This is a genomic window from Bacillus sp. EB106-06-01-XG163 (genome assembly GCF_058791615.1).
Window position 1 is genome coordinate 226223 of sequence record NZ_JBYTDS010000002.1, and the last position, 22928, is coordinate 249150.

General features: G+C 45.7%; 27 protein-coding genes and 2 pseudogenes. 19 read left to right on the forward strand and 10 right to left on the reverse strand.

What is annotated here, in order from left to right; all coding sequences use genetic code 11:
• Positions 1 to 61: 61 nt before the first annotated feature.
• The 5 genes from fbpC to AC3WTF_RS03150 all read left to right on the forward strand — a co-directional run bounded on the left by fbpC (position 62) and on the right by AC3WTF_RS03150 (position 5450).
• Positions 62 to 157: a Fur-regulated basic protein FbpC gene (gene fbpC, locus AC3WTF_RS03130; protein ID WP_025284905.1), complete on the forward strand. Its 96-nt coding sequence runs from the start codon at positions 62 to 64 to the stop codon at positions 155 to 157.
• Positions 158 to 340: 183 nt separating this feature from the next.
• Positions 341 to 3922 carry a dynamin GTPase gene (gene dynA / locus AC3WTF_RS03135; protein WP_047935845.1) on the forward strand — a complete coding sequence of 1194 codons (3582 nt, stop codon included), beginning with the start codon at positions 341 to 343 and terminating at the stop codon, positions 3920 to 3922.
• Positions 3923 to 3990: 68 nt separating this feature from the next.
• Positions 3991 to 4248 (forward strand): YpbS family protein, encoded by a 258-nt coding sequence (locus tag AC3WTF_RS03140; protein ID WP_012117818.1) that lies wholly within the window; start codon positions 3991 to 3993, stop codon positions 4246 to 4248.
• 76 nt (positions 4249 to 4324) lie between these two features.
• Positions 4325 to 4468, forward strand: a complete 144-nt coding sequence (locus AC3WTF_RS03145; protein WP_003153570.1) for a hypothetical protein — start codon at positions 4325 to 4327, stop codon at positions 4466 to 4468.
• 94 nt (positions 4469 to 4562) lie between these two features.
• Positions 4563 to 5450 (forward strand): 5'-3' exonuclease, encoded by an 888-nt coding sequence (locus AC3WTF_RS03150; protein ID WP_020955969.1) that lies wholly within the window; start codon positions 4563 to 4565, stop codon positions 5448 to 5450.
• Between the two features lie 5 nt (positions 5451 to 5455).
• On the opposite strand, the gene sspL is transcribed toward AC3WTF_RS03150, so the two are convergent.
• The 3 genes from sspL to AC3WTF_RS03165 are packed head-to-tail and all read right to left on the reverse strand — an operon-like array spanning position 5456 to position 6715.
• Positions 5456 to 5584, reverse strand: a complete 129-nt coding sequence (gene sspL / locus AC3WTF_RS03155; RefSeq protein WP_003153575.1) for a small, acid-soluble spore protein L — start codon at positions 5582 to 5584, stop codon at positions 5456 to 5458.
• A 51-nt stretch (positions 5585 to 5635) separates the two neighbouring features.
• Positions 5636 to 6028 carry a reverse transcriptase-like protein gene (locus tag AC3WTF_RS03160; protein ID WP_039255083.1) on the reverse strand — a complete coding sequence of 131 codons (393 nt, stop codon included), beginning with the start codon at positions 6026 to 6028 and terminating at the stop codon, positions 5636 to 5638.
• A gap of 6 nt (positions 6029 to 6034) precedes the next feature.
• Complete coding sequence (locus tag AC3WTF_RS03165; RefSeq protein WP_012117815.1) at positions 6035 to 6715, reverse strand: queuosine precursor transporter; 681 nt, start codon at positions 6713 to 6715, stop codon at positions 6035 to 6037.
• 81 nt (positions 6716 to 6796) lie between these two features.
• Here AC3WTF_RS03165 and AC3WTF_RS03170 point away from each other — a divergent pair, with 81 nt between their 5' ends.
• Both AC3WTF_RS03170 and AC3WTF_RS03175 read left to right on the forward strand, forming a co-directional pair.
• A complete protein-coding gene (locus tag AC3WTF_RS03170; RefSeq protein WP_014418166.1) occupies positions 6797 to 7468 on the forward strand; it encodes a ribonuclease H family protein in 672 nt (223 codons plus the stop codon).
• A gap of 2 nt (positions 7469 to 7470) precedes the next feature.
• On the forward strand, positions 7471 to 7653 hold the full coding sequence (locus AC3WTF_RS03175) for a zinc-finger domain-containing protein (protein WP_033574700.1): 183 nt from the start codon (positions 7471 to 7473) through the stop codon (positions 7651 to 7653).
• A 26-nt stretch (positions 7654 to 7679) separates the two neighbouring features.
• On the opposite strand, the gene AC3WTF_RS03180 is transcribed toward AC3WTF_RS03175, so the two are convergent.
• Entirely contained in the window at positions 7680 to 7937 is a 258-nt protein-coding gene (locus AC3WTF_RS03180; protein ID WP_007409519.1) for a DUF2564 family protein, read from the reverse strand.
• Positions 7938 to 8099: 162 nt separating this feature from the next.
• Here AC3WTF_RS03180 and AC3WTF_RS03185 point away from each other — a divergent pair, with 162 nt between their 5' ends.
• Complete coding sequence (locus AC3WTF_RS03185) at positions 8100 to 8282, forward strand: hypothetical protein (protein ID WP_020955965.1); 183 nt, start codon at positions 8100 to 8102, stop codon at positions 8280 to 8282.
• A gap of 51 nt (positions 8283 to 8333) precedes the next feature.
• Here AC3WTF_RS03185 and cspD read toward each other — a convergent pair whose 3' ends face one another.
• The 4 genes and pseudogenes from cspD to metA form a co-directional block, all read right to left on the reverse strand.
• Positions 8334 to 8534 carry a cold-shock protein CspD gene (cspD, locus tag AC3WTF_RS03190; protein ID WP_003153604.1) on the reverse strand — a complete coding sequence of 67 codons (201 nt, stop codon included), beginning with the start codon at positions 8532 to 8534 and terminating at the stop codon, positions 8334 to 8336.
• A 15-nt stretch (positions 8535 to 8549) separates the two neighbouring features.
• A pseudogene (locus AC3WTF_RS03195) lies at positions 8550 to 8661 on the reverse strand (hypothetical protein); the annotation flags it as partial.
• Between the two features lie 94 nt (positions 8662 to 8755).
• A complete protein-coding gene (locus AC3WTF_RS03200; RefSeq protein WP_007409520.1) occupies positions 8756 to 9898 on the reverse strand; it encodes a diglucosyl diacylglycerol synthase in 1143 nt (380 codons plus the stop codon).
• Positions 9899 to 10122: 224 nt separating this feature from the next.
• Complete coding sequence (metA, locus tag AC3WTF_RS03205; protein WP_003153608.1) at positions 10123 to 11028, reverse strand: homoserine O-acetyltransferase MetA; 906 nt, start codon at positions 11026 to 11028, stop codon at positions 10123 to 10125.
• Between the two features lie 283 nt (positions 11029 to 11311).
• Here metA and AC3WTF_RS03210 point away from each other — a divergent pair, with 283 nt between their 5' ends.
• The 10 genes and pseudogenes from AC3WTF_RS03210 (at position 11312) to AC3WTF_RS03255 (ending at position 19762) form a co-directional block, all read left to right on the forward strand.
• Positions 11312 to 11794, forward strand: a complete 483-nt coding sequence (locus AC3WTF_RS03210; protein ID WP_007409521.1) for a glutathione peroxidase — start codon at positions 11312 to 11314, stop codon at positions 11792 to 11794.
• Positions 11795 to 11805: 11 nt separating this feature from the next.
• Positions 11806 to 12412: pseudogene (locus AC3WTF_RS03215) on the forward strand (HD domain-containing protein).
• A 68-nt stretch (positions 12413 to 12480) separates the two neighbouring features.
• Positions 12481 to 13614 carry a conserved virulence factor C family protein gene (locus tag AC3WTF_RS03220; RefSeq protein WP_007409523.1) on the forward strand — a complete coding sequence of 378 codons (1134 nt, stop codon included), beginning with the start codon at positions 12481 to 12483 and terminating at the stop codon, positions 13612 to 13614.
• A gap of 253 nt (positions 13615 to 13867) precedes the next feature.
• Entirely contained in the window at positions 13868 to 15544 is a 1677-nt protein-coding gene (ilvD, locus tag AC3WTF_RS03225; RefSeq protein WP_042635284.1) for a dihydroxy-acid dehydratase, read from the forward strand.
• An 81-nt stretch (positions 15545 to 15625) separates the two neighbouring features.
• The gene (locus tag AC3WTF_RS03230) at positions 15626 to 16060 is read left to right on the forward strand and encodes a BrxA/BrxB family bacilliredoxin (protein ID WP_003153619.1); all 435 of its coding nucleotides are present in this window, start codon (positions 15626 to 15628) and stop codon (positions 16058 to 16060) included.
• A 39-nt stretch (positions 16061 to 16099) separates the two neighbouring features.
• Positions 16100 to 16870 carry a class I SAM-dependent methyltransferase gene (locus AC3WTF_RS03235; protein WP_007409525.1) on the forward strand — a complete coding sequence of 257 codons (771 nt, stop codon included), beginning with the start codon at positions 16100 to 16102 and terminating at the stop codon, positions 16868 to 16870.
• A 262-nt stretch (positions 16871 to 17132) separates the two neighbouring features.
• Entirely contained in the window at positions 17133 to 17741 is a 609-nt protein-coding gene (locus AC3WTF_RS03240; RefSeq protein ID WP_007409526.1) for a YpjP family protein, read from the forward strand.
• Positions 17742 to 17840: 99 nt separating this feature from the next.
• Positions 17841 to 18635 (forward strand): thymidylate synthase, encoded by a 795-nt coding sequence (locus AC3WTF_RS03245; RefSeq protein ID WP_015417677.1) that lies wholly within the window; start codon positions 17841 to 17843, stop codon positions 18633 to 18635.
• Positions 18632 to 19117 carry a dihydrofolate reductase gene (locus AC3WTF_RS03250; protein ID WP_007409527.1) on the forward strand — a complete coding sequence of 162 codons (486 nt, stop codon included), beginning with the start codon at positions 18632 to 18634 and terminating at the stop codon, positions 19115 to 19117. The genes AC3WTF_RS03245 and AC3WTF_RS03250 overlap by 4 nt, the downstream gene beginning before the upstream one ends.
• Positions 19118 to 19138: 21 nt before the next feature.
• Entirely contained in the window at positions 19139 to 19762 is a 624-nt protein-coding gene (locus AC3WTF_RS03255; protein WP_020955962.1) for a lysophospholipid acyltransferase family protein, read from the forward strand.
• 39 nt (positions 19763 to 19801) lie between these two features.
• Here AC3WTF_RS03255 and trhA read toward each other — a convergent pair whose 3' ends face one another.
• On the reverse strand, positions 19802 to 20440 hold the full coding sequence (trhA, locus tag AC3WTF_RS03260; protein ID WP_007409529.1) for a PAQR family membrane homeostasis protein TrhA: 639 nt from the start codon (positions 20438 to 20440) through the stop codon (positions 19802 to 19804).
• A gap of 16 nt (positions 20441 to 20456) precedes the next feature.
• On the reverse strand, positions 20457 to 21449 hold the full coding sequence (locus AC3WTF_RS03265) for a sigma-54-dependent transcriptional regulator (RefSeq protein ID WP_020955961.1): 993 nt from the start codon (positions 21447 to 21449) through the stop codon (positions 20457 to 20459).
• 184 nt (positions 21450 to 21633) lie between these two features.
• On the opposite strand from AC3WTF_RS03265, the gene ilvA reads away from it, so the two are divergent.
• Positions 21634 to 22902: a threonine ammonia-lyase IlvA gene (ilvA, locus tag AC3WTF_RS03270; protein ID WP_014418155.1), complete on the forward strand. Its 1269-nt coding sequence runs from the start codon at positions 21634 to 21636 to the stop codon at positions 22900 to 22902.
• Positions 22903 to 22928: the final 26 nt, after the last annotated feature.

Sequence of the window (22928 nt, forward strand, 5' to 3'; positions counted from 1 at the left end):
CATTCTCACTCATGATAAGATGTAAATATGAAAATGATTCTCATTCAAGGTGGTGCCGAAAATGACAATGTTATTTTTATTTGCAGCCGTTTGTACATACAGTGTTTTAATTGGTTTCGTATTGAAAAAAGTTTCGAATAAATCGATGTCTTCTTAAACATCTGCGGTTTTTCCTGCCGCGGGTGTTTTTTCTTTATCAGCTGCCGATATCGGCGGCTTTTTTGCGTTTCCTGAAGAAAAGTGAGCCATTCTTGTGTAAAATGGGGGAGAGGTTTTTTTCAGAGCTTTCTAAAAATGAAAAACGTCATTTGATGCGACAGACACAAAGGGGTAAAGACACATGACAGAAGAAGAACGCCATAACAGGGAGATTTTCAGCAGAACGGGTGCCTTATACGCACAATTTTTGGATCATCAGGATGAAAAACGGGCCGATCAGCTCGCGGCCATTATGAAAAAAGCGGCTGATGAAGAGGTTTATATCGCGTTTACCGGGCATTATTCGGCCGGAAAGTCCTCTTTATTAAACACATTGCTCGGTGAAGACATACTGCCGACAAGCCCGATTCCCACAAGCGCCAACCTCGTCGTCATCCGGCACGGTGCAGATAAAGTCGTGCTTCATACGACGGACGGGGCTTATGCAGAGATCAAAGGAAGTTACGATAAAGAACAAGTGCAGCAATTCTGTAAAGACGGTGAGCAAATTGAGACGGTGGAAGTCTATGCCGGCTTTAAGGAGTCAGAGCCTTATGCGGCCTACATTGACACACCGGGAATTGATTCGACGGACGAAGCGCATTTTTTATCTGCCGCTTCGGTTCTCCATCAGGCTGACGCTTTATTTTACGTCGTTCATTATAATCACGTTCATTCAGAAGAAAATATGCTGTTTCTCAGCTCCATCAAAGACCGTATTCCGAATTTGTTTCTGATCGTCAACCAAATTGATAGGCATGATGAAACCGAAACGAAGTTTGAAGAGTACCGCAGGCAGGTGGAAGATATGCTTGAAGGCGCAGGAATACCGAAAGAATCGCTTTTCTTTACGTCTGTCACTGAGCCTGACCATCCTTTAAACGGCATGGAACAGCTGAAAAAACATCTGCAGAAGCTGAAACAGCAGGCAAAAACAAATTTATGGTCCTTAACGGAGAGAAAAGTTGCACACTTAGTCAAAGAGCATACAGAGATGCTCGTAAAAGATGATAAAAACGGCAGCGGAGAGCAGTTTGACAAACAAGAAGCACTTGTCCGTTCTGTTGAAGATGAGCTTAAAAAAGCCGTTCAACAGGCTGAAATAGCAGAGAAAGACATCAGAAAAGACGTGCAGAACATATTGCAAAACGCTAATCTGACACCCTTTGAGATGAGGGAGCTTGCATCTGCTTATATTGAATCACAGCAGCCATCATTTAAAACCGGATTATTCTTTTCAAAAGCGAAAACGGCTTCGGAAAAAGAAAGAAGGCATGCTGAATTTTTTGCCGATATTAAAAAAAGAACGGAAGGGGAAGCGGATTGGCATATTATCGACACATTTACGAAAGCGGCCAAGCGGCATGAAGCGGATTCGGACGAACTGATCAAGAAAATCCAGGCGTACCGCACACCGCTTTCTGATGATATCACCGCTCAGGCCCTTAAGCAGGGAGCGGCCTTTTCATCTGAATATGTATTAACTTATACGAAAGACCTCGCTGAAATGATCAGAAGGGAAGCCAAAAGACAGACAGCGGAACTCATTGAGGAGCTGACCGCTTATGTTCAGACAAAAAACGGACCGCTCATTGAGAACTTGAAAAACCGGCTCGAAAAAGAAAAGAAAATAAGGGATGAGCTCGCGCAATCGGCAAAAGAAGAACGCAATGCCTTGGAAAAAGCAGCCCGCGTCCGCGCTTTGTGGGAAGAAGAATTGACCTGTGATACGGGAAGCGGCGACTGGTATACGCGAAAAAAACGCCTTGCGAAAGCGCCCGTCCAAAAAGAGAAACCAAAAGAGGCTGTACAGCATGAAGTAAGCAAGCCCGAAAAAAATGCGATGAAGGAACTTCCTATAAAAGAGCAGACTGATCGGTTCTATGAGCTTGCCGGGATTCTTGAATCCTCAAGCATTTTAGGAAAACAGGCAGAAGCCTTTCGAAGCAGGATTGAGCGGCTTGAAAACCGCCAGTTTACCTTGGCGTTATTCGGCGGATTCAGTTCCGGTAAATCATCATTTGCAAATGCGCTTGTCGGTGAATACGTGCTTCCGTCATCACCGACGCCCACAACGGCTACGATCAACAAAATAACGAAACCGCAAGACGGCAAACCGCATAAATCTGCGGAGATCGTTTTTAAAACGGAGGAGGAGCTGGACGCTGAAATGCTTCAGCTGACTGAGCTGAAAGACGCTGATGTAAAGGGGCGTTCACTGAAAGAGAGATGGAATTATGCCATTAAAAAGGGAAAAATTCCGGATGAACTCATCCCGGTGATTCAGACGATGCTGCAGGCGTTTGATGCGTATGAAGAACAGATCCGTCAAAGGCTGACACTGACGGTGCCGGTTGAAGGTTTAAAACCGTACGCAGCCGAAGAAAAAACGGCCTGCTGCGTAAAAGAAGTCACCGTGTATTATGATTCGCCTCTCACGCAAAAAGGCATCACCATTGTTGATACGCCGGGAGCAAGCAGTATAAACAAGCGCCATACGGAACTTGCCTTTCAATATATAAAAGATGCTGACGCGTTCTTTTATATGACGTACTATCAGCATTCTTTTTCAAAAGGAGACAGGTCTTTTCTGAAGAAACTCGGCCTCGTCAAAGAATCATTCGGCATGGATAAAATGTTTTTTGTCATTAACGCCGCCGATCTGGCCAAAACCGAAAGCGAGCTGGAAACCGTCAAAGACTATGTCCGCTCAGAACTCTCAAAAGAGGGAATTAACCGGCCGAAATTATATCATGTTTCAAGTAAAGAAGAGCTTGCGGGTAAAAAAGAAGCTTTTTATAACAGGTTCTCTGATGTAAGAACCGGGCTTGAGCACTTTATTGAGGAAGATGTAATGAGGGCCAGCTGCGCCCAGCTGAAAACAGAGGCGGGCAAATTGTGCGATATGGTGGAACAGCTTCACGAATCTCTTCACCAGTCGGCAGAAGAAAAAGAGAAAAAGAAACAGCGTCTGGAGTCTTCCTATGAAAAAGCTCTCGCTGACATTTCAAAGCGCCGTACGTCTGAGGTCATCATTCGAAAAGTGATGAAAGATACGAAAGAACAGCTCTATCACATTAAACATCGCCTGACGTTTTATGCGAATGATATGCTGAAAACCGCCTTCCATCCGGGTCTTCAAAACGGTGATTGGAAACAAAATATATCAGCGGCGCTGAATGAAGCGCTCAAGGAATTCCGTTTTGAATATATTCAAGAGCTGAAAACGCTCGATATCCGGATGACCGGTTTTATTGAGCGTCATATGACTGAGGAATGGATGGAAAACTGTCAGAAGAAGCTTATGGAAGACGGAAATTTCTCCATTTATGTGAGCGGTGAAAACGAATTTGCCGTTCAGCTGAAAGAGGTCGCTCCGGTCATTGACGTCTCGGCATTCTCACATCACGTAAAGGAAGTTAAATCACCGAAGCAGTTTTTTGAACAGAACGGAAAAGCAGCGTTTGTAGAAGGGCTCAGGCTCAGCCTGCAAAAAGTGACAGAAAAGTGGCTTGAGCAGGAGAAAGAAAGCCTTTCAGAGCGATATGCTGAGCAGGTGCGCCGTCTGCAAGAAGACATGGCGGATAAAAGCCTGTCCCAGATCCGCGAGCAGCGGGACACTTATTTACAAGGTCTTGCGGAAAATACGAGTGCAAGGGAAATTGAACACCTTTACGAAGCCGAAAAAGCATGGAAAAAGAAAGATGAAATGCTGAAAATTTAAAAATCCGGTTGGCGGGCAGATAACAGTCATGGTAGACTAAAATGAAAAAAAGCGAGATGAAACCTTTTATGTCAGAAGTCCATAAAGCAATTTCAGCACATTCCGCAAAACAGCATCAGCACGTCAAAACATTTGTACAGCTTGATTATGAGCGTGAACAGGCCATTGAAGAAGCCATTGTAAAATGCAGACAGAATAAACCGTTCACGACAGATGCCATCAATGGCATCACCGCAAAAATGAACCAGCTGGCGAAAAAGGGCATCGTGCCGCAAAGACGATTCGTAAGTGAAGAGATGGTGAAAGAATTCGTCAGCAGACAGTAATGGATGAACCTGCCGCGTGTGTCATCAGCGCTTGCTGTACATACTATCCGTATCTTCTCTAAAGGGGGATATGACCATGGGCAGAACAAAACTGGGAAACAGAAATGCTCAGCAGAATAACAATGCCAAAAAGAAAAACGGCTTCGGACAGAAATTTGATTCTTATGCCGGCCGTGAAGCTGAAAAGCTGATGGCAAGCAATAAAAGACACGGTGAGTAACGTGACGGCAGCATCTTCCAAATGGGGGGATGCTGTTTTTTTACCGCCTTCTTTGGTAAAATAGGAACATTGAATAAAAAAGGAGTTTCGATATATGAATAACAAATTACTGCTCGTTGACGGCATGGCGCTTTTGTTCCGCTCGTTTTTCGCGACGGCCGTTCATCGCAATTTTATGATAAATGAAAACGGAATTCCCACAAACGGAGTCAACGGTTTTTTAAAGCATCTAATTACGGCGGTTGATACGTTTCAGCCCACACATGTCGTCTGCTGCTGGGATATGGGAAGCAAAACGTACCGCAATGATTTGTTTCAAGATTATAAGGCCAACAGAAGCGAACCGCCGCTAGAGCTGATTCCGCAATTTGATCTAGCGAAAGAAGCAGCGCGAGAGCTCGGTTTTTTAAACATCGGCATAAAAGGCTATGAGGCGGATGACTGTATCGGTACGCTTTCTGCCCTATTTTCCGGGGAAGCGGAAATTACGATTGTAACGGGTGATAAAGATCTGCTTCAATTGCTGAATCATCAAGTTCAAGTAGCGCTGCTGCAAAAGGGTATCGGCAATTATAAGGTATATACAGATGAGATATTCAGAGAAGAAACGGGAGTTCCGCCAAAAGCGCTGATTGACATTAAGGCGCTGATGGGAGACACGAGCGATAACTATCCCGGCGTTAAAGGGATCGGGGAAAAAACGGCGTACAAGCTGATCCGTGAATATCAAAACATAGACAGCTTATTAGAAAGCCTCGCTCTCTTGCCGAAGGGCCAGCAAACGAAAATTCAGCAAAGCTTGAAAGAATTGGAGCTGTCAAGGCAGCTTGCTGAAATACATTGCGAGGTGCCGTTAGTCTGTACGCTTGAAGAAGCGCTTTTTTCATTAAAGATGGAAGAGGCGGCATTAATGCTCAGACGTCATCAGATAAAAGGAATTGAAAGGATGCTCGAAAAGCTGAACGCCAGAGAGATCAGCTGATCCCTCTAGCGTTTTGTATTGCTTTTTTTTGCGTTGTTTTCAAGGGCTGATTTCGGGTCTTTATGCGCATTTCCTTCCATATTTCCCTGAGGATTCACGCCCCCGGTCAGCCGGCCTTTATTTTCTTTTCTCATAGCTATTCACCTCATTTGTAGGATGAACAGTGAGACGCAATTTCATTCCGGTTATTTATTCAGCCGAATCGCTTTTTTTGCGAGCTGATCGGCTGTTTGGTTTTGTCTGCCGGGAATCCACTTAATGAAAAACAATGGAAATTCGGCCTTTAAGCGGATGATTTCGTCAACAAACGGCTGGAAAGCCTTGTTTTTAACCGCTTCAAGATCTGCGGCCCGCTCCACGATATCCGAATCCGTCCGGAATGACACGGACTCAAATCCGCGGGCGGCACACAGCTTCATTCCTTCAATTAAAGCGAGAAATTCAGCTTCCTGATTTGATTGGTCGCCGATCGGAATTGAGAAAGATTCTGTTTTCCCGTCATGTTTAATAAAAATACCGATACCGGACGGGCCCGGGTTTCCGGCGCTTGCACCGTCTACATAAATTTCAGCGGGCATCATCCGTCACTCTCCATTCGGTGTCATTCGTTTTGCCGCATACGCATAAGGGACAGAAATGAGTGATACCGCAAATTTAATCAGGTAAGTTGAAATGAAGATGCTGAACCATACTCCCGCGGAATAAACGCCGATAAAGGCCACGGCAGTGAAGATAAATGTATCCAGCAGCTGGCTGAGCGCCGTGCTTCCGCTGTTTCTGAGCCAGAGAAGCCTGTCTGAAGGAAAGATTCTCCGAATGGCTGAATATACATAAACATCTATCGTTTGGCTGAAAATAAAAGCCAAGAGGCTTCCGAGCGCAACACGCGGCAGAAAACCGAAAATCGTCTCAAGGGCAGGCTGTGCGATATCTGATGCAGCCGGTTTATATAAAAGAGCCCCCTGCATGGCGCATGTCAAAGCGAGCAGAGTGGAAAACCCGAGCCAGACGGCTTTGCGCGCTTCCCTGGGACCGTATTTTTCATTCAGCACATCCGTTGCGAAGAAAACGGTGCCGTACATGATATTTCCCAGTGTCGCCGTAAGCCCGAACAGCTCGACTGTTTTGACAACCTGCAAGTTGGCGCACACCGTGGCGAAACCGATCCATACGAATAGGCCCGTTTTGCCAAATCCTTTATAAAACAGAAGAACAATGATAAAATGAATGACCGCAAATAAGATCCATAACACATCGTTAAACAAAACCTGCTGACTTCCTTTCAATTTGAGAATGGTTTGATTATAGCACACGCCCGTCAACTAATGAATGGTAAGGTGATTTCAATGAATCTTAAGCCGTATATCGAAATAGAAGCAAAAGGAACAGGCCCTGTCGCGTTTTTTTCCGAAGATTGGCTGACCGTTCCGAAAGCGCGCATGCTTGCAAGAGAAGTCAGCCGCTTTCCTTATATAAAAGACATTTATTTTGAGGATGAAAAAGGCGCGAGCTGGACGCTTAAAGAATTAGAAAAGCTTACTGAAGAGCTTGCGCACGAACCTGACGACATTACAGTGTATTTCGACGGCGGCTTTGACAAAACAAGCGGACGCGCCGGACTCGGAATTGTCGTGTATTATTCTCTCGGCGGCAAGCGGCACCGCATACGAAAAAACAAAAGCTTAACGCTTCAGACGAACAATGAGGCGGAATATGCCGCTTTGTACGAAGCGCTTAAGGAAGTGCAGGAACTTGGCGCAAGCAGAAATTCAATCACGATAAGAGGGGATTCCCTCGTCGTTTTACATCAGCTTGACGGCAGCTGGCCGTGTTATGATGAAACGCAAAACGAATGGCTGGATAAAATTGAAGCGCTGCTCGAATCCTTAAAGCTGACACCGACATATGAAGCCGTAAACCGAAAGGAAAATCAAGAAGCGGATGACCTTGCCAGAAAAATTCTCTCGGACCGGCAGATTGAAAGCCGTATAACATTAGAAGGTAACGGAGATGACTGATATTGGATAAAAAAAGCATTTATAAAGAATTGACAGAGCTTCAGGATGAATATTGCAAAGACTGTTTCGTAAAAAAGCATTTCCGCAAAGAGTTTGGAAAAACGCACGCTCATTCTTTCTGCATCAAGCAATGCACGGTGGGGGAGAAGCTGAAAGCCTACGGCAAGGTGCTGACAAATCAATAAAAAATAAAACCGCAGCTTCTGCGGTTTTATTTTTCGAATTCATCGAGCTGATGCTGGCAATCGTCGAGAAGCATTCGCTGCTTTTGCAGAAAATCCTGGTCGAGAGCTTGCAGTTCACTGGATTGTGACATTGTTCTGGCATCCTGAATCGCCTGGTAAGCAGATTCCACCAAAGTTGAATTTTGGCCCCGGGTAGCCGCTCCCGTTGTTTTCTGGGCCGTTTCCACCGCTAATTCAAGCTGGCGTTTATCCGTCAGTCCGTTTGGAAAAAATTCAGAGTCCATTAAAAAACACCTCCGCAAATAGTTTGGAGATTTTTTTTTAGAAATATGTACGGAAAATAGAAAAAAATATAGAAAATAAGCCGATATAACTATTGAACCTGATTAATTAGGGCTTATTTACTATTATTCAGGGTATCTTGGGAGAGAAGGGAAAAACCAGCCGTGAATGATAATGATTTAAAAACAATCCTTCAGCAGACATTTAAAGAAATATACGGTGATTTGGGAAGTTTAGCAAAAATGGCGAAAAAAGGAATGCCGTCAATGGAGAAACAAATTGAAGAAATCGAGCAGCGCTGCAAGCAGAATCTTGTCGCAATTGAGATTCAGACGGCAATCAAATAGGAGAGGCATACGCCTCTCCTCTATTTGTCATCTGATCAACATGTATTGAGTTTAGAGTTTTACAACATTAGAAGCTTGAGGTCCACGATTACCTTCGACAATTTCAAAAGAAACTTCTTGTCCTTCTTCTAATGATTTGTATCCTTCTCCTTCGATAGCAGTGAAGTGAACAAATACGTCGTCTCCGCCTTCAACTTCGATGAAGCCGAATCCTTTTTCGTTATTGAACCATTTTACTTTACCGTTTTGCATATTGCTTAATTCCTCCTAGTACTGTAGCACCTTCGTGCTAAAAAAAATTTTGTCATCATCCAACCGTACGTATGTAAACGTTGTTAAATGATGGTTCAACTATACACCATATGGGAGCGGACGTCAAGCAGCCGCTCCCTATTTTTTATCTTTATTTTTCCAGTCACAAAGCTTAACCGGAAAAAAACAAAAAGCACACGAATCGTTCGTGTGCTTTTCTTTTACGATAATGCCATATCTGCCTTCCCGGCCATCATTTCAGATTCTTTTATAATGTCCTGCAAAATGACTTCAGAAGAGTTGGGGAGGTGAAGGCTTTTAATATTGTCCTTCATCCGGTTCAGCTTCTCCTCATCCGCAAGAAGGGAGGTGACCGACTCTAAAATTTCTTCGTGGCGGTTGACCACGACAGCCGCACCGCGATCTTCAAAGAAAATGGCGTTTTCTTTTTCCTGTCCGGGAACCGGTTTGTACAAAATAACGGGTACTCCGATCGCCGTTGCTTCCGTCAGTGTGATGCCGCCCGGTTTCGTGATCATGCAGTCTGTAATACGGAACAGCTCGTCAATTCTTTCTACATAGCCCAGAACTTTCAGCCGGTCGGCATTGTCACCTTCCAAGCTGCTGAGGGATTCTTTCAGCGAGCTGTTTTTGCCGCATACCACCACAACCTGCACCTGATCGTCATGAACGAGATTTTCGCACAGTTCTTTTACGTTTTTCAGCACACCATGCGCTCCCGCCATAATAAGAAGAACTTTTTTGTCGGGAGAGAGATTGTATTTTTTATAAATCGGCTCTTTCGGCATCGATTCCTCGAATTGAGGCCTGATGGGAATGCCCGTGATCTTTACGTTGTTCGGGTGAGTGCCGATTTCAATCAGTTTTTCCTTCACGTAATCTGTGGCGACATAATATTTATCAACATTTTCATGAACCCAGATTTTGTGAAGGCAGAAATCGGTCATAACGTTGAACGTCGGGATCACTTTTCCGGTTCTCCGTCTGTATTCCGGTACGACAATCATCGGAAATGTATTGATAATAATGTCCGGCTTATGCTCTTCGACGAGCTGGCCTAAACGTTTATTTCCCATTTTAAAATAAATATTGAATTTGCGTTTATTATAGATTTTGTCAACTCCGTAATAAAACAAACGATAAAACTGTTTCCCGATTGAGAAGCTTTTTAAATAAAGGTATTGAGTAACCTCTGAAACAATCGGATTTGACTCTTGATACAAATTGGAAACCGTCACATCTAAGCCGAGACGCAGACACTGTTCGTAGAGCGTTTTGGCCACTTGAACATGCCCGTTTCCGTAATTTGCAGTCAAAATTAATACTTTTTTATTGGTATTCAAGTAAATTCACCTCAATGTAATCAACAACAAGCAAGCTTCATGCATCGTAAGGAGTTATTGTCTATAGATAAACATAACACAAGTGCATCATTTTATAATAAGCGCGGCAACATATTTAAACTAAATTTAATTGATATGTTCCATTATTTTAAAGTTTTGTTATACGCATACTGAATCAAGAGTATTTTATCATATTTTTGTCACCGTATCACTCAAAACAAAAATTAATCCCATTCATACGGGGTTTCCTGATATACGTAATAATTCAGCCAATTCATAAACAATAACGTTGCATGAGCTTTCCAGCGGTTAACAGGTTCTTTCCCGCCGGGCGCAAAATAGTGCTTAGGAGCTTCTACGTTTGAAAGATTTCTCTCTATGTCTCTCTCATACTCCTGAAGTAGCGTATCGGTATCATATTCCGGATGACCCGTTAAGAAAATCTGTTTTTCGTCTTTTGAAACGATTAAACAGACCCCCGCTTCCTCTGAAACGCTGAGCACATCCAGATCCGAAGCCGATTGCAGCTGCTCCGTATTAATATCTGTATGCCGTGAGTGGGGCACATAGTATAGCTCGTCAAATCCTCTTACCAATCTCTCATGTTTTTTAAGAACGGTATGCTCAAACACACCGAAGATTTTTTTCGGCAGCTCCACTTTCTCAATGCCGTAATGATAGTATAAACCGGCTTGAGCGCCCCAGCAGATATGGAGGGTTGAAGTGACATTCGTTTTGCTCCATTCCATGATTTCCTTCAATTCTTCCCAGTAAGAAACATCTTCAAACGGCAGGTGCTCAATCGGAGCCCCGGTAATAATCATTCCGTCAAACCGTTTGTGGCGGATGCTGGAAAAATCCGTATAAAATTCATCCAGATGCTGCCTTGCCGTATTTTTTGGAGTATGTGTGCTCGGAATTAAGAACGTAAAGTGAACTTGTAAAGGTGAATTCCCAAGCATCCTGAGGAGCTGGGTTTCCGTTTGGATTTTTTTCGGCATCAGATTTAAAATCACGATCTTCTGCGGCCGGATATCCTGATGAAAAGCCCGGCTTTCATCCATTACAAAGATGTGTTCACTTTCAAGCACCTGCTTAGCGGGCAGGTGATTTGGTATATTAATAGGCAACATGCCACCTCCGTTATTCCCCGTTAATTTTCTTCATTATAGAAATTTTTAAGCCATTTTTCAATCCATCCCGGCGTAATAAACCGCATTTAACGCATAATGACGGGGATAAAAGCGGCAAATAGGCATAAATTCGGAGCGGCTCTTTATTATGACGGGTAAAGAGCCGTTTGGTTCCTCGAAAAAAACGTTTTCCGTTAAGTGGAAGGAAAAAGCGGTTGCCGTTTGTTTTGCAGTGTAAAACAGGTAAAATAAATGAAGAATGTAAAAAGGAGGGCCGCAGATGACAATTTACGATATAAACGTACGGACCATAACAGGCGAAGACATGACGCTATCGGCTTACAGAGGCAAGGTGATGATCATTGTGAATACAGCAAGCAAATGCGGGTTCACATCCCAGCTCAAGCAGCTTCAGGAGCTCTATGATACATATCGGGAGGAAGGTCTTGAAATATTGGGATTTCCCTGCAACCAATTCATGAACCAAGAACCTGGAAACGAAGCGGAAATTCAAGAGTTCTGTGTGAAAAACTACGGAGTCACATTCCCGATGTTTGCGAAAGTTGATGTCAATGGAGCAGACGCTCATCCTCTCTTCACATATCTGACGGAACAGGCGAAGGGGATGCTCGGCACAAAAGCGGTCAAATGGAATTTCACTAAGTTTATCGTGGACCGAAACGGTGAAGTCACCGGGCGTTTTTCACCGAACGTCAACCCAAAAGAGCTTGAAGATACGGTGCAGAGGCTTTTGGCCCGATAAGAGGTGATACGATGAACGAAAAAGAGCAGCTGGAAAGCGTCAGGAATTGGGTCAGAGAAACTTATCAATGAACGAACGGGCCATGACTGGCTTCATATTTCCCGGGTCGCAACACTTTCTGTGTACATTGCAAAAGAAGAAGGCGCCGACTTATTTATCACTGAGACGGCCGCGCTGGTTCATGATCTGATTGACGCCAAGCTCGAAAAAAGCGAAAGGCTGACGGCAGGCGAAGTGACAGAACGGCTGGCTGCTTTCAACATTGCGGATGGCTCCATTCAGGAGATCGCGGATATTATCACGAGAATGTCATTCAGACACAGGGAACTGCTGATAAAGCGGCCGCTTTCATTGGAGGGGAAAGTTGTTCAGGATGCAGACATGCTTGATGCGATCGGCGCAGCGGGCATCGGCAGGGCTTTTATGTTTGCCGGGGCGAAGGGTCACCCGATGTACGGAACTCAAACAAGTGTGCTGGCCCATATAGAGGATAAATTAATCAAGCTTAAAGGCTTAATGAATACAAAAGCGGGGGCCGGTTTAGCAGAGGAGCGGCATCAATTTCTTTTGCAGTTCGCCGCCCGTATCCAAAAAGAGGCCGGCATTTGCAAAAGCTAAGCGGCGCAATAGAACGCTTGTGCCGACTATGTTAGAATAAGTGTCAGATTGCGCATAGGAGGACCAATATGAAGATTAAATCAATAGAACCGACGCCGAGTCCGAACACGATGAAAGTGATTTTGACTGAAGAGCTTCCGGCAGGGAAAAGCAACAATTACAAGCCCGGTCAGGCAGATGATGCTCCGGCTGTCGTACGTGATATTTTAAACATTGAAGGAGTAAAGGGCGTTTATCACGTTGCCGATTTCCTGGCTGTGGAGAGAAACGCCCGTTTTGACTGGAAGGAAATTCTGCCTCAGGTCCGTTCCGCCTTCGGAATGGAACATACGGAGCAGTCTGAGAGCCGTTCTGAACAGGAATCGTTCGGTGAAGTGAAGGTTTTCGTACAAATGTTCAGCGGAATCCCGATGCAGGTCAAATTGACGGACGGCGAACGTGAAGAGCGCTTCGGCCTTCCGGAACGTTTCCAAGAAGCCATCTTAAAGCTGCGTTCCGAAGCTTCAAATGTTGTATTTGAGCGGGCTTGGAAAGAACAAGGCGTGCGCTTCGGGGATTTTACCGAAATCGGACACGATGTCACAGAAGAGCTTCAGGCCGCCTACAGTGATGAGCGGCTCAAACGCCTGACAGAAGCAGCCGCACAGCAAAAGGGTGAGGCCAAACCTGCAGTGCAGCGGAAAGCTTATAAAGTGACTTTGGACATGCTCGATGATGAAGACTGGAAACAGCGCTATGCCCATCTTGAGCAAATGGATCCGGATGAAGACGATTTACCAGTATTGGAAAAGGCGCTGTATGATCCGAAGACTTCGATCAGAAGACAAGCCGTCGTTTATTTGGGAATGATCGAAAAGCCGTCTGTGCTTCCGCTGTTATACAAAGCGCTTGAAGACAAAACGGTGACGGTCAGAAGGACGGCGGGTGACTGTCTGTCGGATCTTGGCGATGCGAGCGCCATCCCGGCCATGACGAAATCGCTCAGTGACTCAAGCAAGCTCGTGCGCTGGCGCGCGGCCATGTTTTTATATGAGGTCGGCGATGAAAGCGCGCTGGAAGCATTAAAAGCGGCGGAAGACGATCCGGAATTCGAAGTCAGCCTGCAAGTCAAAATGGCGATTGAACGGATTGAGCACGGAGAAGAGGCGAAAGGTTCAGTCTGGAAACAGATGACTGAAAGCAGAAAAAAAGAACAGTTATAACAAAAAGGTGCGCCCATGCACCTTTTTTATTTGAATTCACTTTTTATAAAAATTATTTAGAATATTGTTGAAAAATGATTCAAAACTCTATATAGTAAGTACAATATTAATTGTTGGAGGGTTTTTATCGAAATACAGAAAGAATAGAAAAGCGAGACAGGGCAAAGACACTGTAAAATTTGCAGAACGCGCCCTAGAATAAACTGAAAATTTTAAAAATAGTGCACAGTCTAAAAACAGTAGGGGGATCACCATGGCAGAATTACGCAGCAACATGATCACACAGGGAATTGACAGAGCGCCGCACCGCAGCCTTCTTCGCGCTGCCGGCGTAAAAGAAGAGGACTTCGGTAAGCCGTTTATCGCGGTCTGTAATTCATACATCGATATCGTTCCCGGGCATGTTCACCTGCAGGAATTTGGAAAAATCGTAAAAGAAGCAATCAGGGAAGCGGGCGGTGTGCCTTTTGAATTTAACACGATCGGAGTAGATGACGGAATCGCAATGGGGCATATCGGCATGAGATATTCGCTGCCGAGCCGCGAAATCATTGCCGATTCAGTTGAAACGGTCGTCTCGGCGCACTGGTTTGACGGAATGGTCTGCATTCCGAACTGCGACAAAATTACGCCGGGAATGCTGATGGCGGCTATGCGGATTAATATTCCGACCATTTTTGTCAGCGGGGGGCCGATGGCAGCCGGCCGCACAAGCGACGGCCGCAAAATTTCGCTTTCTTCAGTATTTGAAGGCGTCGGCGCATATCAAGCCGGGAAAATCGGTGAAAGCGACCTGCAGGAGCTGGAACAGTTCGGCTGCCCGACGTGCGGATCTTGTTCGGGCATGTTTACGGCAAACTCCATGAACTGTCTGTCTGAAGCGCTCGGTCTGGCGCTTCCGGGCAACGGAACAATTCTAGCAACTTCACCGGAGAGAAGAGAGTTTGTGAGAAAATCAGCGGCCCAATTGATGGAGACCATCAAAAAAGACATTAAGCCGCGCGATATCGTCACCGAAAAAGCGATTGACAACGCGTTTGCGTTAGACATGGCTCTCGGCGGCTCAACCAACACAGTGCTTCATACGCTTGCGCTTGCCAATGAAGCTGGGGTTGAGTACTCTTTAGAACGCATTAACGAAGTGGCTGAACGAGTGCCTCACTTATCGAAATTGGCGCCGGCCTCGGACGTCTTCATTGAAGATCTGCACGAAGCGGGCGGTGTGTCGGCTGCCCTTAATGAATTGGCGAAAAAAGAAGGGGCGCTTCATCTTGACGCGCTGACTGTAACAGGCCACACACTCGGAGAAACAATTGCGGGTCATGAAGTAAAGGATTATGACGTGATTCATCCGCTTGACAATCCGTTTACCGAAAAAGGCGGTTTGGCCGTCCTGTTTGGGAATCTGGCTCCGGACGGCGCCATTATCAAAACAGGCGGGGTGCAGGACGGGATTACAAGACATGAAGGCCCCGCTGTCGTCTTTGATTCCCAGGATGCCGCGCTTGAAGGCATTATAAACCGCAAAGTAAAAGAAGGAGATGTTGTCATTATCCGTTATGAAGGGCCAAAGGGCGGCCCGGGCATGCCGGAGATGCTCGCTCCGACGTCTCAGATTGTCGGAATGGGGCTTGGCCCGAAAGTGGCGCTTATTACAGACGGCCGTTTTTCAGGAGCGTCCCGGGGCCTTTCAATCGGGCACGTATCGCCTGAAGCGGCTGAAGGCGGCCCGCTCGCATTCGTAGAAAACGGCGACCATGTCATCGTTGACATAGAAAAACGGATTTTGGACGTACAAGTGCCTGAAGAAGAATGGGAAAAACGCAAGGCCGAATGGAAAGGCTTCGAGCCGAAAGTAAAAACAGGATATCTGGCCCGGTATTCCAAACTCGTAACAAGCGCCAATACGGGCGGAATCATGAAAATATAAAACAGAGGCCTGAACAATTGAATTCCGGCCCCCTCTATAGTATCCTTGACTTCATATAAGGATTTTAGAGGGGGCTTTTTTATGTCAATGGCTTATGAAGAATATATGCGCCAGCTGGTCGTGCCGATGCGCCGTGAGCTGACGGGTGCGGGTTTTCAGGAATTAACGACTGCTGAAGAAGTAGAAAGCTTTATGGAACAGGCAGAGGGCACGACATTGGTCGTTGTCAACTCCGTGTGCGGCTGTGCAGCCGGTCTTGCCCGTCCGGCTGCGACTCAGGCTGTTTTACAGCATGAAAAAGCGCCTGATCATACGGTTACCGTATTTGCCGGTCAAGATAAAGACGCAACTGCAAAAATGCGTGAATACTTTACAGGGCAGGAACCTTCCTCGCCATCAATGGCGCTGTTAAAAGGTAAAGAGGTCGTTCATTTTATTCCCCGTCACGAAATCGAAGGGCATGACATGGAGGAAATTATGAAAAATCTGACGGATGCCTTCGATGCGCACTGCTGAAATGCCCGAATTCCGGGCATTTTCTTTTTGGAGAAAAAGATGATCACAACGAGTTACCGACCAAGCGAATATACGATACACACAGCGCAGTCACTCAGTGTCAGGCTGGGTGACACTTACTGCAGCCGCAATAAACAGCCCATTGAAAAAATGCTGGAACGAGCGGCTAGCGATCTTTTAGTCATCGGAAAGGAACGGTTCGAACTTTACACGAAGCAAGGGGAGAAGTTCTTTTTTCACCCGAATACAGCGATGTTCCGCGCAAAGCGGTTTTTGAGAGGGGAAGCCGAGCCGTTGTTAAAAGCAGCCGGATTACGCGAAGGGGATTCCTTTTTAGATTGTACGCTCGGGCTGGCATCCGATGCGATTTTGGCAAGCCTGGCAGTCGGAAAAAGCGGACAAGTCATCGGCCTGGAGAAAAACAAGCTTGTCTCATTGCTTGTTGAAACAGGACTTCAAACGTGGGAAACCGGAATGGAGCAGCTCCAAACCGCCATGAAACGCATTCAGGTCAAACATGCCGACTGCGCCGATTATTTGCGGGAGCTTCCTGATTCATCGGTAGATGTCATTTATTTTGACCCGATGTTTCACGAACCTGTTGAAACGTCAGACGGCATTGCACCACTCCGCGCGCTGGCAGAAGAGGGTTTTAACGAAGAGTGCATCACGCAAGCCGTCCGGGCGGCGAAAAAATGCGTAGTGCTTAAAGACCATTGGAAAAGCCCGCGGTTTGAACGATACGGCTTCAAGGTGCTGAAAAGAAAGACGGCGCTTTTCCACTTTGGTGTCATCCATGTGAGCTCATGATATCTTGGGCTTCTTTTTCGTTAATCAGTGATTTCCATAACGACAAAATAAAGCAGCGTGAGAAGTGATACAGTCGCAAATAAAGCGTTAATCATCTCATCCCCTCCTTTTTCTCCTTCTTATTGTAAGCGGTTTATCCGCTCGGTCACAGTTACCAATTTCCCATATTGCATGATAATACGCTGCCGGACATGACGCCGCGCTTTCATCTATGCTAAAATAAAGGAAAAGAGGACAATAAAACAGAGGGGAACAATCTGTCATGAAATTGTGGATGAAAAAGACCCTTGTGGTTCTGTTTACCATTGTAACGTTCGGACTCGTGTCTCCTCCGGCTGCTTTGATGACAGACAAGCCTTCAGGACAGTCGAGCAGTCTTGAGCAGAATGATTACACCGCTTTTTATGATGAACACGCCCTGCCGGGAGAAGAGAAGGCAGGGCGGGAGCCTGAATTACTGTTTCAATCGTATCAGCAGCAGCTTCTCGGTGATGCTGAAAATCAATCATTTTTAAAATTCGGCAGCAAAATCTCTCCGGTCATTGAAGATGATTACAGAAGTGAAATTCTGCCGAAAATCGAAGATGTGATCACAGGACATTTAGCCAAGTTTCAAGATGATGAAGCGTATCAGGATGTGGTTATTTCCAGCAAACCGTCGGCCGGAAAAACTGAAAAAATTTTTCATGTGTATAACAGGCTGACGGGTGAAGATCTTTTAAGGTTCCACGTCCGCCGGGATCATCCTCCGCAAGACGGCTACTGGTTTAATTTTCATTACCATACCGCTGAAGACGGATTTCAATCACATCATGAGCTCGGCAGCATTTACTGGGACCGCAATACGCCGCCTGACTGGATGAGCGTGTAATAGCGAGAAGAAATAAAAAAATCATTTCTGAGAAATTTTGCAGAAATGATTTTTTATTGTGTTACACTACTAAAAGACTACTTTAAAAGGATGAAAAAAATGAAACAATATAAAGATTTGTGCCGTCATGTGTTAGAAAACGGAGAAAAAAAAGGAGACCGTACGGGAACGGGTACGATCAGCACGTTCGGCTACCAAATGCGGTTTAACCTTCAGGAAGGTTTCCCGATGCTTACGACGAAAAAGCTCCATTTTAAATCCATCGCGCATGAGCTGCTTTGGTTTTTAAAAGGAGATACGAATGTCCGCTACCTTCAGGATAACGGAGTCCGCATCTGGAACGAATGGGCGGATGAAAACGGAGAGCTCGGACCGGTTTACGGTTCTCAATGGCGTTCATGGCGCGGAGCGGACGGCGAGACCATCGATCAAATCTCCCGGCTGATTCATGACATCAAGACAAACCCGAATTCCAGACGTTTAATCGTCAGCGCCTGGAATGTCGGCGAAATTGATCATATGGCGCTTCCGCCTTGCCACTGCCTGTTTCAGTTTTATGTCGCGGACGGAAAACTGTCGTGTCAGCTTTATCAGCGCTCAGCGGATGTCTTTCTCGGCGTGCCGTTTAATATTGCGTCTTATGCGCTTTTAACAATGATGATCGCGCATGTGACGGGGCTTGAACCGGGTGAGTTTGTTCATACATTCGGAGACGTCCACATTTACCAAAACCATGTGGAGCAGGTGAATTTGCAGCTGACAAGGGATGTCCGTCCGCTGCCGAAACTGCGGTTTGCGCGAAATGTTGATTCTATTTTTGATTTTACGTTTGAAGACTTTATCATTGAGGATTATGACCCGCATCCGCACATAAAAGGAGCTGTCAGCGTATGATTTCGTTTATTTTTGCGATGGATGAAAACCGGCTGATCGGAAAAGATAACGATCTGCCTTGGCACCTTCCCGATGATCTCGCATATTTCAAAAAAGTGACGACGGGCCACACCATTGTAATGGGGCGGAAAACGTTTGAATCAATCGGACGCCCGCTTCCGAATCGGCGTAACATCGTTGTAACCTCACGGGACGAATCTTTATTCCCGGGCTGTATTACCGCCGACTCGGCTGAGGAAGTGCTCAAGCTGATCCCGGCAGATGAAGAATGCTTTGTGATCGGCGGCGCCCAGCTGTACAGTGCGCTCTTTCCTTATGCGGACAGACTCTACATGACAAAAATTCACCATGTCTTTGAAGGAGACCGTTTTTTTCCGGAATTTAATGAAGCTGAATGGGAATTGACATCCCGCAAACAGGGAGTAAAAGATGAAAAAAACCCTTACGATTATGAGTACCTTGTATACGAGAAAAAGAATTGAGTTTAAGCAGGGGGACAAGAATTGATTCGTTACGGCTGCCTTGTGATGTACGTTGTATTTATGTTCATGAAAAATATTCAGGAATATATCAATCAAAAAGAGCTTGACCCGCGGCTTTCTTTTCAAAAACAGATGAGGCTGGTGTATGAGCGGCCGAAAGCCTTTATGAGAGGCTGCATTGACGTGTCGGGATCGGCAATCGGCATTCATCATGATCAGCCGATACCGGACGGCCCCGTATTGTATGTGCATCCCAGATTGCGCCCGGCTGATCTTCTGCTGCTTGCGGGACATCTTGAAGAGCCGGCTGGTTTTATCGCTGGCGAGAAAGCTTTCCGGATGCCGTTTCTCGGAAATTGGCTGCGTCTGATGGGTGTCATTTGTGGCGGAGACAGCCGGGATGCAGTGCTTCATGAGGCGGAAGTCCGTCTGCAAAAAGGGCAAAGTCTGATTCTGTCCGAAGACGGCAAAATCAATCCGGAGGAACTGGCCCTTCGTTTCGACCTCCCGATTGTGCCTGTCAGCACTTCGGGAACAGACCGGCTGCTGCGGGGCAGATTACTGAAACGGCTGAAACCGGCTGACATTGAATTACATATAAAGCCCGCTTATTATCCGGCCGGTCAGAAACGGCTCCGTGCATAAAAAAAGCACAGTCTCTATAGAGAGGCTGTGCTTTTTATTTCAGATAAAGGGGACTTTGACGCAATAAAATAAAATACAGAAAAACATCGAGGCGCTGCCGCCTAAAACAAAACTGTGCCAAATGGCGTGATGATACGGAACCTTTCTCCAAATATAAAATATTGTGCCGGCGGAATACAATAAGCCGCCGAAAAGAAGAAGGCCGAAACCGGGACCTGACAGCGAAGCGTACAGCGGTTTAATGGCGACGATGATCAGCCAGCCCATCATTAAATAGACAAGCGTTGAAAAAATGATAAACCGCTTCACGAAAAAGATTTTAAACACGATGCCTCCGATGGCAAGCGACCAAACAATAATTAAAAGGGTCAGACCGAGCGCCCCTTTAAGGGGTCCTAATAAAAATGGCGTATATGTTCCGGCTATTAATACGTATATCGCGGAATGATCCACAATCTCAAGAATGTCTTTCGTTTTTTTATGCTGAATGCTGTGCAAAAGAGTCGAGCTGAGATACAGCAGCAGCATTGAAGCGCCGAAGATTGAAAAGCTGACGATGTCTGTCGGCGAGCCGTATTTCACCGCGAAGATAATGAGAAAAATAAGCGCCGGAATCGACAGCAATACACCGATTCCGTGTGTGACGGCATTTGCGATTTCTTCTTTTATTGTGAACAATATAATGTCCTCCTTTTTAAAGGATTTGTTTTTGCAGTGACTGCAAAAAGCTCAACCCTTCTAATGTAATTTTTGTTCCAGCGCGTCCTCGGCCTTTTGTCACATAGTTCATCTTTTCTAAGTAATCAAGCCTGTTTCTGACCTGCTGGGGCGATAATGTCATTGTGCTGTTTTCGCTTAATTCGGATATGCTCCGTCTGCTGGCGGGTTCGCCTTTTGTATTTAAGTCTTTAATTGATTCCAAAATAAACAAAAACTCTTCTTTCTCCATCAATGTCAGCCGTTTTTCTTTTTTCTTAGCTGTTTTCGCTTTCTGGCTGTTTTTGATATACAGCGGGACATCATCGGGATAAATCGTGTTGCCGGATGCTGCCGCGGCCATATAGTACGCCGCATTTTGAAGTTCTCTGATGTTGCCGTTAAAGGTGTGCCGCTCAAACAGCGGATAAACGGACGGATCGATATGAACATGCTGCCCCGAGGCTGTCAGCATATGCTGCAGAAGAAGCGGTATATCGCTTTTTCGTTCAGATAAAGCAGGGAGCGGAAGGCATAACACGTGAAGCCTGTAAAATAAATCTTGGCTGAACGTATTTTCTGCGCCGGTATCACCAAGATCCGCCGTGCTGCTTGCAATGATGCGGGCGGAAAGCCCGGCATCCAGCTCGGAAAGAAGGCGGGCCTGTACCGAGAGCGGCATGTCTCCGATTTCATATAAGAATAATGTTCCGCGGCGGGCCCTGTTTAATGCGCCTTCAGCGCCGAACAGTTCATATTCGAGCCGCTCTTCGCTTTGGCTACAGTGAACGGTAATAAATAGTTCGCTGTTTCTGCGGGATTTATGGTGGATCGCTCTGGCCATTTGTTTTTTTCCGGTTCCGACTTCACCCGTTATGAAGACTGGCAAATCAGATAAAGCAAATTGCGAGGCCAATCGTTTCGCTTCTGAAAAGGTGTGATGTTCGCCGGCTAGCTGATAAAAAGGATCAGTTTGTTCAATTACACTCATGAATTGGCTCCTTTTGGTTCTAATTGGTTTAAGTATAACACGTTTGTGCGATCGAAAATATCTTTTTCTCTTGTATCGGTTCATTTAATTTTATTTACAAAATTAAAATAATTGTCTTATTATTTGAATATTCATGTTATAATGGCATATTAAATAGGGATTTAAATAAGAAAGGACTCTGTAAATGAAACCGTTGCTTAAAGAAGACTCTCTCATCCAGGTAAAAGACATTTTAAAAGCGCACCAAAATGTAAAGGACGTTGTGATACATACGCCTTTGCAGAGGAATGACAGACTTTCTGAGAGGTATGGCTGCAACATCTATTTGAAAAGGGAAGACCTGCAGGTGGTCAGATCATTTAAGCTCAGAGGGGCTTATAATAAAATGAGGCAGCTCTCAAAAGAGCAGACTGAAAACGGAATTGTATGCGCAAGTGCGGGAAACCATGCGCAGGGGGTTGCGTTTTCATGCAAACACCTCGGCATTCACGGCAAGATTTTTATGCCGTCAACCACACCGAGACAGAAAGTATCCCAAGTGGAACTGTTCGGAAAAGAATTTGTAGAAATCATATTGACGGGTGACACTTTCGATGATGCGTATAAGAGTTCTGCGGAATGCTGTGAAAAAGAAAACCGCACGTTTATTCATCCGTTTGACGATCCCGATGTCATGGCCGGACAGGGAACGGCTGCCATCGAAATTTTAAATGACATTGACGTTGAACCGCATTTTCTTTTTGCAAGCGTAGGGGGAGGAGGACTCCTGTCCGGGCTCGGCACGTACATGAAAAACATATCGCCGGATACAAAAATCATAGCGGTAGAGCCGAAGGGCGCAGCCTCCTATTTTGAATCGAAAAAAGCCGGACAAGTGGTTGAACTTGAGAAAATTGATAAATTTGTCGATGGGGCGGCCGTAAAAAAAATCGGCGCCGAAACCTTTCAAACGCTCGAAACCGTCGTCGATGACGTTGTGCTTGTCCCGGAAGGAAAAGTGTGCAGCACGATTCTCGAATTATATAATCAATGCGCCATCGTAGCGGAGCCGGCGGGGGCATTGTCCGTGTCAGCCCTTGATCTGTACAAGGAAGAGATTAAAGGGAAAAACGTCATCTGCGTGGTCAGCGGAGGGAATAACGACATCGGCAGAATGCAGGAGATGAAGGAACGCTCCATGATTTATGAGGGGCTGCAGCATTATTTTATCGTTAATTTCCCGCAAAGGGCGGGAGCGCTTCGCGAATACCTAGATGAAGTGCTTGGGCCTGATGATGACATCACCCGGTTTGAATACACGAAAAAAAATAACAAAAGCAGCGGCCCCGCATTGGTCGGCATTGAGCTCAAGCATCGGGAAGATTACGGCGCGCTCATTGCCCGGATGAATCAAAAAGGATTTCATTACGTAGAGGTGAATAAAGATCAGGATCTGTTCCACCTGTTAATCTGACTTTTTTTAGAACGGCCGCGCAAAAT

Excerpts from the sequence above, each read along its gene's own strand:
- fbpC (WP_025284905.1), top strand. The coding sequence starts at position 62 with ATGACAATGTTATTTTTATTTGCAGCCGTTTGTACATACAGTGTTTTA.
- dynA (WP_047935845.1), top strand. The coding sequence starts at position 341 with ATGACAGAAGAAGAACGCCATAACAGGGAGATTTTCAGCAGAACGGGT.
- AC3WTF_RS03140 (WP_012117818.1), top strand. The coding sequence starts at position 3,991 with ATGTCAGAAGTCCATAAAGCAATTTCAGCACATTCCGCAAAACAGCAT.
- AC3WTF_RS03145 (WP_003153570.1), top strand. The coding sequence starts at position 4,325 with ATGGGCAGAACAAAACTGGGAAACAGAAATGCTCAGCAGAATAACAAT.
- AC3WTF_RS03150 (WP_020955969.1), top strand. The coding sequence starts at position 4,563 with ATGAATAACAAATTACTGCTCGTTGACGGCATGGCGCTTTTGTTCCGC.
- sspL (WP_003153575.1), bottom strand. The coding sequence starts at position 5,584 with ATGAGAAAAGAAAATAAAGGCCGGCTGACCGGGGGCGTGAATCCTCAG.
- AC3WTF_RS03160 (WP_039255083.1), bottom strand. The coding sequence starts at position 6,028 with ATGCCCGCTGAAATTTATGTAGACGGTGCAAGCGCCGGAAACCCGGGC.
- AC3WTF_RS03170 (WP_014418166.1), top strand. The coding sequence starts at position 6,797 with ATGAATCTTAAGCCGTATATCGAAATAGAAGCAAAAGGAACAGGCCCT.
- AC3WTF_RS03180 (WP_007409519.1), bottom strand. The coding sequence starts at position 7,937 with ATGGACTCTGAATTTTTTCCAAACGGACTGACGGATAAACGCCAGCTT.
- cspD (WP_003153604.1), bottom strand. The coding sequence starts at position 8,534 with ATGCAAAACGGTAAAGTAAAATGGTTCAATAACGAAAAAGGATTCGGC.
- AC3WTF_RS03210 (WP_007409521.1), top strand. The coding sequence starts at position 11,312 with ATGACAATTTACGATATAAACGTACGGACCATAACAGGCGAAGACATG.
- AC3WTF_RS03220 (WP_007409523.1), top strand. The coding sequence starts at position 12,481 with ATGAAGATTAAATCAATAGAACCGACGCCGAGTCCGAACACGATGAAA.
- ilvD (WP_042635284.1), top strand. The coding sequence starts at position 13,868 with ATGGCAGAATTACGCAGCAACATGATCACACAGGGAATTGACAGAGCG.
- AC3WTF_RS03230 (WP_003153619.1), top strand. The coding sequence starts at position 15,626 with ATGTCAATGGCTTATGAAGAATATATGCGCCAGCTGGTCGTGCCGATG.
- AC3WTF_RS03235 (WP_007409525.1), top strand. The coding sequence starts at position 16,100 with ATGATCACAACGAGTTACCGACCAAGCGAATATACGATACACACAGCG.
- AC3WTF_RS03240 (WP_007409526.1), top strand. The coding sequence starts at position 17,133 with ATGAAATTGTGGATGAAAAAGACCCTTGTGGTTCTGTTTACCATTGTA.
- AC3WTF_RS03245 (WP_015417677.1), top strand. The coding sequence starts at position 17,841 with ATGAAACAATATAAAGATTTGTGCCGTCATGTGTTAGAAAACGGAGAA.
- AC3WTF_RS03250 (WP_007409527.1), top strand. The coding sequence starts at position 18,632 with ATGATTTCGTTTATTTTTGCGATGGATGAAAACCGGCTGATCGGAAAA.
- AC3WTF_RS03265 (WP_020955961.1), bottom strand. The coding sequence starts at position 21,449 with ATGAGTGTAATTGAACAAACTGATCCTTTTTATCAGCTAGCCGGCGAA.
- ilvA (WP_014418155.1), top strand. The coding sequence starts at position 21,634 with ATGAAACCGTTGCTTAAAGAAGACTCTCTCATCCAGGTAAAAGACATT.